This window comes from uncultured Nevskia sp. (genome assembly GCF_903885465.1).
Taxonomy (GTDB): Bacteria; Pseudomonadota; Gammaproteobacteria; order Nevskiales; family Nevskiaceae; genus Nevskia.
The window spans coordinates 1-9227 of record NZ_CAISIQ010000290.1 but is presented as its reverse complement, the minus strand read 5'-3'; the positions used below and the strand labels follow the sequence as shown (position 1 = coordinate 9227).

9 protein-coding genes and 1 pseudogene are annotated in these 9227 nt (G+C 62.3%); 6 read left to right on the top strand and 4 right to left on the bottom strand.

Annotated features, from left to right (window positions below; translation table 11 throughout):
• From QZY06_RS11225 to QZY06_RS11215, 3 genes and pseudogenes are all read left to right on the top strand, one after another.
• Nucleotides 1–286: pseudogene (locus QZY06_RS11225) on the top strand (hypothetical protein); the annotation flags it as partial.
• Nucleotides 287–402: 116 nt separating this feature from the next.
• Complete coding sequence (locus tag QZY06_RS11220; RefSeq protein ID WP_295684197.1) at nt 403–711, top strand: hypothetical protein; 309 nt, start codon at nt 403–405, stop codon at nt 709–711.
• Between the two features lie 125 nt (nt 712–836).
• Nucleotides 837–1001 (top strand): hypothetical protein, encoded by a 165-nt coding sequence (locus QZY06_RS11215; RefSeq protein ID WP_295684195.1) that lies wholly within the window; start codon nt 837–839, stop codon nt 999–1001.
• Nucleotides 1002–1042: 41 nt separating this feature from the next.
• Here QZY06_RS11215 and QZY06_RS11210 read toward each other — a convergent pair whose 3' ends face one another.
• The 4 genes from QZY06_RS11210 to QZY06_RS11195 form a co-directional block, all read right to left on the bottom strand.
• Nucleotides 1043–1429 (bottom strand): hypothetical protein, encoded by a 387-nt coding sequence (locus QZY06_RS11210; RefSeq protein WP_295684191.1) that lies wholly within the window; start codon nt 1427–1429, stop codon nt 1043–1045.
• 119 nt (nt 1430–1548) lie between these two features.
• Complete coding sequence (locus tag QZY06_RS11205) at nt 1549–2727, bottom strand: ATP-binding protein (RefSeq protein WP_367275616.1); 1179 nt, start codon at nt 2725–2727, stop codon at nt 1549–1551.
• Nucleotides 2728–2905: 178 nt separating this feature from the next.
• Nucleotides 2906–5224 (bottom strand): FdhF/YdeP family oxidoreductase, encoded by a 2319-nt coding sequence (locus tag QZY06_RS11200; RefSeq protein ID WP_295684186.1) that lies wholly within the window; start codon nt 5222–5224, stop codon nt 2906–2908.
• A gap of 155 nt (nt 5225–5379) precedes the next feature.
• Nucleotides 5380–5838: a hemerythrin domain-containing protein gene (locus QZY06_RS11195; RefSeq protein ID WP_295684183.1), complete on the bottom strand. Its 459-nt coding sequence runs from the start codon at nt 5836–5838 to the stop codon at nt 5380–5382.
• Nucleotides 5839–5985: 147 nt separating this feature from the next.
• On the opposite strand from QZY06_RS11195, the gene QZY06_RS11190 reads away from it, so the two are divergent.
• The 3 genes from QZY06_RS11190 to QZY06_RS11180 form a co-directional block, all read left to right on the top strand.
• Nucleotides 5986–6393 carry a DUF2177 family protein gene (locus tag QZY06_RS11190; RefSeq protein WP_295684181.1) on the top strand — a complete coding sequence of 136 codons (408 nt, stop codon included), beginning with the start codon at nt 5986–5988 and terminating at the stop codon, nt 6391–6393.
• Between the two features lie 4 nt (nt 6394–6397).
• A complete protein-coding gene (gene ligD / locus QZY06_RS11185; RefSeq protein ID WP_295684179.1) occupies nt 6398–8902 on the top strand; it encodes a DNA ligase D in 2505 nt (834 codons plus the stop codon).
• 45 nt (nt 8903–8947) lie between these two features.
• The coding region (locus QZY06_RS11180) for a Ku protein (protein ID WP_295684177.1) at nt 8948–9227 on the top strand (280 nt) is incomplete at its 3' end.

The window sequence follows — 9227 nt, the reverse complement described above, 5'->3', positions numbered from 1 at the left end:
CGGCCGTCGCTATAGCACGCGCCTGGATCACGATCCGGGTGACCACATCGAACTGGCGGTGAGTGCCACGCCGGTCGGTCAGACGGTGAGCAGCGCGCCGCCGCCGCCGACCGTGGTCTATGCCGATCAGAGCCCGACGGTCATCTACGCCGCGCCGCCGCCGGTCTATTACAGCTATCCGTATGGCTATTCCTCATATGGATACGGCTACCCATACGGCTATAGCGGCTATGGCGGCACCAGCATCGTGGTCGGTGTTCATGGTGGCCATTACGGTCATCGCTGAGTTGTGGCTGCGGACGCCGTGTGGTGATCCGCAGTCTGGTGGCCGATGAGCGCTCCGAGTCGCCCCCGAGACCCGGACAACGCTCATCGGCCCGTTTCACTCAAGGAGGATTTGCCATGACATCGAGAAATCTGCTGTCCGCGTCCCTGCTGACGCTGGCCCTGCTGAGCGTTCCCGGGCTGAGCCAGGCGCGGACCGTCGTCGAGATCGAACTCGCACCACCCCCGCCGCGCGTCGAAGTGATTCCGCCGCCGCAGCGGCAAGGTGTGGTCTGGGCGCCGGGCTTCTGGTTCTGGGAAGACGGCCACCACGTCTGGCACGAGGGCCACTGGATCGACGAGCGTCCCGGCTATCACTGGGTACCTGATCGCTGGGAGCATTACGGAAACCACTACCGGCACGAAGAGGGCCATTGGCAGCGTTGATGCAGGCCAGCGGGATCGCCCTGTCGTGATCGGGAACGTTGCTTGCCATTCGTCATTGAAGCCGCGGACAAGCCTGCGGCGCTTGCGCTGGCATCCGCCAGTCGATCACGACGGGAGACAAGGAAATGGACCTGCTGCTGATTCTGATTCTGGTGCTGTTGCTGTTTGGCGGCGGTGGCGGCATCTACTGGGGACTGGGCGGCGGCTGGGGCATCGGCCCGATCGGCTTGATCGTCGTGGTAATCGTCGTCGCCTATCTGCTCAACGGCAGACGCGGTCCTCGTCTCTGAGAATGATCGGGTAGCGGCAGTGCTCTGCCGTTACCCGACCATCAGTCCCGGCAATAGCCTTCACCAGTATTGATGGTCAGGCAGTTGGTTTTGTCCTGCAGCCATTTCATGCCGGTCTGCTTTCCGTCCGTCGCCCGTATCGATTCGGCCTTGCCGTTGCGCTCGAACATGAGGTGCTTACCCACCGCCAGGGCGGAATAGGCCTTCGGGCCGTCCAGATCGGCGATCTCCAGCGCATAGCCGACATCGCTCTTGCTGATGGCCAGATAAGTGCCCTCCGGGCCATTCCATCGACCGATCCATTGATCGGCATTGAACTCGGGCGCCTTGTCGGTCGATGAAGCGGACGCTGCGGCAGCCGGCTGCGCCGAGCTTTCGTTGCCCTGCTGATGGCAGCCGGCAAGGAGCAGCACCGTCGCGCCGAGCATCCGCCATTTTCCTCTCGTCATCCTGGCCTCGCTTGAAGGGATTTTCCGCAGTTTGGTAGCGATTACATCGAGCGATCGTTCTGCGTTGCCGATCGTTTCAAACGTCGGCACCTGAACCGCTAAGCCAGATCCGCAGGCATGGTCAGCGTGAACGTCGTACCGGAGGGTTCCGAAAGCACGGTCAAGGTTCCGCTGTGAGCCTTGGCGATCTCGGAAGCGATGAACAGGCCCAGTCCCAGGCCCGGGTGCTCGTGACCATCGGCGACCCGGTAGAACGGCTCGAACAGGCGCTTCAGGATATCGGCGGGAATCACCGTTCCCGCATTGCTGACCGCGAGGCTGAAAATCTGGTTCCTGCAGCGTGCGACGACCCGGACCGGGCCTTCGGTGTCTCCATGCGTCAGCGCATTGCCGAGCAGATTCGACAGCAGCTGGCCGATGCGCACCGAATCGCAGAAGACCGGTTCCGAGATATCGAATAGAAGCTCGATCTGTCGCCCCGGATGAATCGAGGTCAGCTCGGCAACGATATTGCTCAGCGTGGCTTCCAGCGCCCGATTCGATTCCTTGGCCAGCACGATGCCGCCGCCCAGACGTCCGCGTGCGAAATCCATCAGGTTCTCGATCAGCTGGGCCATGCGATGGCCGCTGGTCTTGATCCGCTTCGCCGCTGCCATGCCTTGTTCGACCAGCGGCGTACGCAGCAGCACCTCCGCGGACATCATCATCGACGACAGTGGATTTCTCAGATCGTGGCCGAGCACGGCGATGAACTGTTCGCGTAGCTGTGCCGTTTCCTGCTGGGCCGAGACGATCGCCTGGGTTTCCCGCAGCCGATCCTCGACATCCAGCTGTAGGCTGATCAGCTGGGAATAGAGTTCGAACAGCTTCAGCGTATCGCTGTCGCCGAGCCTTGCAGGCTTGGGATCCAGCGCGCACAAGGTGCCGAAGTGCTCGCCATTGCTGCGGACGATGGGATACGAGATATAGCTCTCGAAGCCGTATTGCCTGGGCGTGTGATGGTCCTTGAAAACAGGATCTTCAGCGACGTGATCGATCATGATCGGAGCGCCGCTGAGCCGGACTTCATGGCACAGCGTGCTTTTCAGCTCCAGATCGTCACCGGGCTGGAGGCCGAAGGCGAGTTCGTCACGGACGGCGCAGAGCGTCCATGTTGCGTCGGTGACCCGCGCCACGGCCGCGAAGCGCAGGCCGGTGGACCGGCAGATCATCTCCAGGATGGACGGCACGGCACTGATGCGGCCGACGGTCTGAACGTCAAGCTCAACGGCCCGCATCTGCACTTTCTGGTTTTCGCCCACTTTGTTTACCCTGAGGCGCCTTCAGCACTGCTGCAACGAGCATGCCCGTCGCTCGAGCCATCCCGATTGGACCGCTTGATTCGCGCCGGTGGGAACTGTTCGCATCCGCGCCTTGCGGGCTGACCATATCAGGAAAGATGGGACCAACCTGTGGTCATCCGCGCTCGGCGATCCAGACGCCGGCTTCCCGTTGCAGGCGAACGGGAATCCACTTCGCAGCGGGCACCTTGCTTTCCTCGGCGTGGTGCCAGAGCGGAATCAGTGGATTGCATTCCGGGTAATAGCCGCCGCAGCAGCCGCGCGGAATGTCGTAGGTGGTGACGCGCAAGCCCGCGACCTGGCGGATGACGCCGTCGTCGACATCGGTCGAGACCGTCACCGGATCACCTTCGGCGAAGCCCTTTTGCTTCATGTCATCGACGTTCATCAGCAGCACCCGGCGAGTGCCGCTGATGCCGCGGAAGCGATCGTCGTAACCATAGACCGTGGTGTTGAACTGGTCGTTGCTGCGCAAGGTCATCAGGCGCAGCCCACCCACCGCACGCACCGGCGCATCGGGATCTTCGACCAGTGATTTCGGCACCGCGAACTGGGCTTTGCCGCTAGGCGTTTTCCAGATGCGATGGCGCGCCGGGATCGGTCGGTGGAAACCACCCGGCTGGCCGAGGCGCTGATTGAAGTCGCGGAACTGCTCGGGATAGGTGGCTTCGATGGCGTCGCGCACCTTGGCGTAGTCATCGACCCAGGCGTCCCAATCCGGCAGCGGTCGTGGCGGCAAGGTCGCCTTGGCCAGCTCGGCGACGATGCGGGCTTCGGACAGCAAGTGCTCGCTGGCCGGCTTACGCACGCCGCGCGAGCTGTGCACGCAGGACGTGGAATCCTCCACCGACACCACTTGCTCGCCGCTGGCCTGGCGATCACGCTCGATACGCCCGAGGCAAGGCAGCAGGTAGCTCACTTCGCCGTGAATCAGATGGCTGCGATTGAGCTTGGTGGCGATCTGCACGGTCAGCCGCAGCCGGCGAAAGCCGCGCTCCACAGCTTCGGTCTCGGGCACTGCGCGCACGAAGTTGCCGCCGAGACCGATGAAGGCGCGGACACTGCCGTCGATGACGCCCTTGCAGACATCGACCGTGCACAGGCCCTTGTCGTGTGGCGGATCGAATTGGTACAGCTCGGCCAGGCGATCCAGCGGCGCCAGCTCCGGCTTTTCGGTGATGCCGACGGTGCGCTGGCCCTGCACGTTGGAATGGCCGCGCACCGGACAGACGCCAGAGCCGGGCCGGCCGATATTGCTGCGCAGCAACAGCAGATTGACCACCATCTGCACGTTCTGCACGCCGAGCCGATGCTGGGTCAGGCCCATGCCATAGATGCCGATCGCTGCTTGCGATTGCCCGTAGACGCGCGCCGCCTCTTCGAGCGCCACCCGGGTCAGGCCGGATTCGCGTTCGATGTCCTGCCAGTCGCAGTTCAGCGCGGCACGCTCGAACGCAGCGAAGCCCTGGGTGTGCTCGGCGATGAAGGCGGTGTCGATCAGGCGCTCGCGTCCGTCGAACAGCGCTTGCCGATCAGCGACCAGCAAGGCCTTGCAGATGCCCATGATCGCGGCACTGTCGCCGCCGGTCTTCACCGTGTGGTACTGGCTGCTGATCGGCGTCGACGAGCCGCTCAGCATCTGCAGCGGCGACTGAGGATTGGCGAAGCGCTCCAGCCCGCGCTCGCGCAGCGGATTGAAGGTGATGATCGGCACGCCGCGTTTCACCGCCGACTGCAGGTCATGCAGCATCCGCGGCGCATTGCTGCCGACGTTCTGGCCGAAGAAGAACAGGCAGTCGGTCTTCTCGAAATCGTCCAGGGTCACGGTGCCGACGGGCACGCCGATGCTTTTCGGCAGTCCTACCGAGGTGCTCTCGTGGCACATGTTCGAACTGTCCGGAAGATTGTTGGTGCCGTACAGACGTGCGAACAAGGCATACATGTACGAGGTTTCCAGCGACGCACGACCGGAGGCGTAGAACACCGCCGCCTTCGGATCGATCTGTTTCAGCTCCGCACCGATCTCGGCGAAAGCTGTCGCCCAATCGACCGGCAGATAGCGATCGCTGGCGGCGTCCCAGCGAAGGGGTTCGGTCAGCCGCCCGGCTTCCTCCAGTGCGTAGTCCGACCAGGTTTCGAGTTCGCCCAAAGGATGCCCAGCGAAGAACGCGGCATCGGCACTGCGATCGGTGCCTTCCCAGGCCGTGGCCTTGGCGCCGTTCTCGCAGAACTCGAACAGATGCCCCTTGGCCGGCTTCGGCCAGGCACAGCTGACGCAGGCAAATCCGGATTCCCGGTTCTGCCGGACCAGCGCCGCGGCAGTGCCGACCACCGCACCTTCACGCGACAGGATTTCGCCCACTGATCGCACCGAGCCCCAGCCACCGGCAGGGCCGGCATAAGGCTCGAATGACACTTTTCCGCGCTTGCTCACTCGGCATGCTCCCGCAGCTTGGCACCGGCAGCACCTGAAAGACGAGCAGTTTCTGCTGGTGAAGATTTTGGAAAGTCCATGTGCACGCGAAGTGCCCGGCCGGGTTCTCGGAGACTCCCGCAGAACTTCGGCCCAAGTTCGGCCCAAGTGATGCCCTACTTCTCACCCAACATTTTCACCATGCGCAGATAGTCCTTCCGATACTGCTTTGCCGCCCGCTGTTTCTGAGCGTCGTTCAGAATCTTTCCGGACACCTGGAAGAATTTCTTCTCTTCCTCGCGCAGATGATGGTGAACTTTCTCGGAGAGTTTTTTTGCACTCGCCATCCACGAGCGTCCGGAATGATCCAGGACCTGCATATCCTCGATCAGCTCGTCGATCTGATGATGCTCATGAAGCGCATGACGCGATGACGAAAGCCCCATGTCGTCCAGCAAGATCGGCACGTACAGAAAGCGCTCTTCAGCCGCTGCATGGGCTGCCAGTTCGATTCGCAGTTCGGTAAAGAGCTCAGTCCGCTGCTCCGTATGCGCTTTTGAGAGCAGGAGTTTTCGGCACAGGGAACGCTGACGGACGTGACTCTCTCGCAGCGCGTCGTAGATCGATTCAGTCATGGGATTCCTTTTTTTGCTGGGTCTATCGCTTGCACAAACAAGCGTCTATCGAGCCAGCAATCGACGTACCCGAGATTCGCTTCCATGTCAGGCACGTGCCATGCACGTTGAAGCCGGGAAGTGCAATCTCTTTTGGAGCGTCGATCGATGACTCGTTACCTCGCCGCCTATGCCGTCACTGCCCTCGTGCTGGTGCTGGTCGATCTGTTGTGGCTTGGCGTCATCGCCAAACCGCTCTATCAGAAAGGCATTGGCCATTTGATGGCAGCCAAGCCCAGGCTGGGCGTCGCGGTGCTGTTCTATGCCATCTACGTGTTCGGCCTGATGGTGTTCACGATCCTGCCGTACCAGAACGCGACCGGCTGGCACACCACGGCCGCCGCCGCAGCCTTGTTCGGCTTCATCGCCTATGCGACCTACGATCTGACCAATCTCGCGACCTTGCGCGACTGGCCGATCAGCCTGACGCTGGCCGATCTGGCTTGGGGCACGCTGGTCAGTGCGCTGTCCGCCAGTGCCGGCAAGCTGGTGCTGGATCGCATCGCGGCCCCCTGAGTCGATGGCTCGGCATGTAATGTCCGAGGCAGCGCTCAAGCGCTATCGGGCGAAGCGCAACTTCGCGATCACTTCCGAACCCGTTGATGGCGGCGAAGCTTCCGCAGGTGCCTTGAGTTTCGTCATCCAGAAGCACTGGGCCAGCAGCCTGCATTACGACTTCCGCCTGGAGCTCGATGGCACGATGAAAAGCTGGGCGGTACCCAAGGGCCCGAGTTTCGATCCTGCGGTCAAGCGCATGGCCATCGAAGTGGAAGACCACCCGATCTCCTATTCGAGCTTCGAAGGCACCATCCCTGCGCAGCAGTACGGCGCCGGCAAGGTCATCGTCTGGGATGCCGGCACTTGGCATCCGCTCAGCGAACCGCGCAAGGCGTTCCGCGCCGGCAATCTGAAATTCTCCCTGGCCGGGCAGAAGCTGCACGGCCGCTGGGTGCTGGTGCGGATCAAGGGCAACAGCGAGAAGCAGACGCCCTGGCTGCTGATCAAGGAGAAGGACGCGTTCGTACGGTCGTCGACGGACTACAGCGTGGTCGATGAGCTACCGGACAGCGTCAAGCCCACAGCGCCAACAACGCGAGGCACTGCAAGATCGAAGCGTGCCAAGCAGCTGGGTGATTGGCCGGCCGGCACCGTAAAGGCAGGACTGCCGGCTAAGCTCTCGCCGCAACTGGCGACCCTCGTCGACAAGCCTCCGCCCGTTACCGAAGGCTGGATCTTCGAGATCAAGTTCGATGGCTATCGCTTGCTGACGCGGATCGATCAAAAGGACATCCGTCTCTACACCCGGAACGGCAACGACTGGACGTCGAAGCTGCTGCCGGTCAAGGCAGCGATCGCCAAATTGAAGCTGCCTCCGGGCTGGTACGACGGCGAGATCGTCGTGCCGAACGCGCAAGGCGTGCCAGACTTCGGCGCCTTGCAGCAAGCGCTGGAATCCGAGCAGCCCGAAGACCTCATCCTGTATCTGTTCGATCTGCCGTTCCTCGATGGCCATGACCTGCGCAAGGCACGGCTGGATGCGCGGCGTGCGCTGCTGCAAGGCCTGCTCCTCGATGCAAAAGGTGCGACACGATCGGAGCAAGTCCGCTTCAGCAGTGCCTTCGATGGCGATCCGGAGAGTGTGAAGATGTCTGCATGCCGGCTGGGCCTGGAAGGCATCATCGCCAAGCGCAGCGATTCAAATTACGTGTCGCGGCGGTCGCCGGACTGGATCAAGCTGAAATGCGGTCAGCGGCAGGAATTCGTGATCGTCGGCTACACCGACCCTCAAGGCTCGCGCAACGGCTTTGGCGCGCTCCTGCTGGCCGTGCATGACGAACACGGTGCGCTGCGCTACGCCGGCAAGGTCGGCAGCGGTTTCGATCAGCGTTTGTTGCTGGAGCTGACTAGCCGGCTCGAAAAACTGTCAGTCAAGGAATGTCCTCTGGCGAAGACTCCGAAAGTCGACGGCAAGCCGCATTGGGTCACAGCCAAGCTGATCGCCGAAGTGTCCTTCGCGCAATGGACCGCGCAAGGCCAGCCCCGGCATGCCGTGTTCCAGGGCTTGCGAGCCGACAAACCTGCGGAGGCCATCGTGCGTGAAAACAGTCTCGACGTTGAACGGATTGCCCCGCCGACTGCGACGGCCTCACGGCTCAAGGTCACGCATCCAGAGCGCGTCATCGATGCCCAGACCGGCACCACCAAGATCGACTTGGTCCGCTATTACGGCTTGGTCGGCGATCTGATGATCGATCATCTGAAAGGCCGGCCGGTGGCGCTGCTGCGGGCACCGGAAGGCGTTGCCGGACAGCAGTTCTTTCAGAAACATGCCGGGACGGAAAAGCTGCCCGGGGTTCGTAAGCTCGACACCAAGCTGGACCCGGATCATCCGCCGATGCTCGAAGTCACCAGCAAGGCCGGCCTGCTGTCGGCGGCGCAATGGAATGTCGTCGAGTTCCACACCTTGAACACCTCGAGCCGTTCCGTGGCACGTGCCGACCGGATGATCTTCGATCTGGACCCCGGTGCCGGCATCGCCTGGCCGCAGGTTCAGGAAGCCGCGGAACTGATGCATGCCTTTCTGAAACAGCTCGGCTTGCCGGCCTTTCTGAAGACCAGTGGCGGTAAAGGTCTGCACGTGGTCGTGCCGCTGCTCAAGCGCCATGATCGGGAAGCGGTCAAAGGCTTCGCCCAAGCCGTCGTCCAGCATCTGGCGAAGACACTGCCCAAGCGCTTCGTAGCCAAGAGTGGGCCGAAGAATCGCATCGGCAAGATCTACATCGATTATCTGCGCAATGGTCCCGGGGCCAGCACCGTCGCGGCCTGGTCGGCCCGCGCCCGACCCGGCCTCGGCATCTCGGTGCCGGTGGACTGGCAGGAACTGGCGTCGCTGCGTGGCGGTGATCATTGGACGGTGGCCAGCGTTCATACGCGCCTCGATCGCGGCAACGATCCCTGGAAGGACTACACCGATTCCGCTTGCAGCCTGACTGCGGCAATGAAGTTGCTGGACTACAAAGCCTGATCCATCCACCGCTGGCCAACCCTGGCCCCTTCTGGAGAGAAACCCATGCCGCGTCCCGTCTGGAAAGGTGCGATCACGTTCGGGCTCGTGCACATCCCCATTGCCCTGTATCCCGCGACTGAAGACGCCGGCATCGATTTCGACTGGCTCGACAAGCGCTCGATGGACCCGGTCGGCTACAAGCGCATCAACAAGCGAACCGGCCGCGATATCGCCAAGGAAAATGTCGTCAAGGGCATCAAGCAGGACGACGGCGAGTACGTGGTGCTCAGCGAAAACGAGATCAAGGCGGCCTTCCCGAAATCGACGCAGACCATCGAGATCG

Excerpts from the sequence above, each read along its gene's own strand:
- ligD (WP_295684179.1), top strand. The coding sequence starts at position 6,398 with ATGGCTCGGCATGTAATGTCCGAGGCAGCGCTCAAGCGCTATCGGGCG.
- QZY06_RS11195 (WP_295684183.1), bottom strand. The coding sequence starts at position 5,838 with ATGACTGAATCGATCTACGACGCGCTGCGAGAGAGTCACGTCCGTCAG.
- QZY06_RS11215 (WP_295684195.1), top strand. The coding sequence starts at position 837 with ATGGACCTGCTGCTGATTCTGATTCTGGTGCTGTTGCTGTTTGGCGGC.
- QZY06_RS11205 (WP_367275616.1), bottom strand. The coding sequence starts at position 2,727 with ATGCGGGCCGTTGAGCTTGACGTTCAGACCGTCGGCCGCATCAGTGCC.
- QZY06_RS11220 (WP_295684197.1), top strand. The coding sequence starts at position 403 with ATGACATCGAGAAATCTGCTGTCCGCGTCCCTGCTGACGCTGGCCCTG.
- QZY06_RS11210 (WP_295684191.1), bottom strand. The coding sequence starts at position 1,429 with ATGCTCGGCGCGACGGTGCTGCTCCTTGCCGGCTGCCATCAGCAGGGC.
- QZY06_RS11190 (WP_295684181.1), top strand. The coding sequence starts at position 5,986 with ATGACTCGTTACCTCGCCGCCTATGCCGTCACTGCCCTCGTGCTGGTG.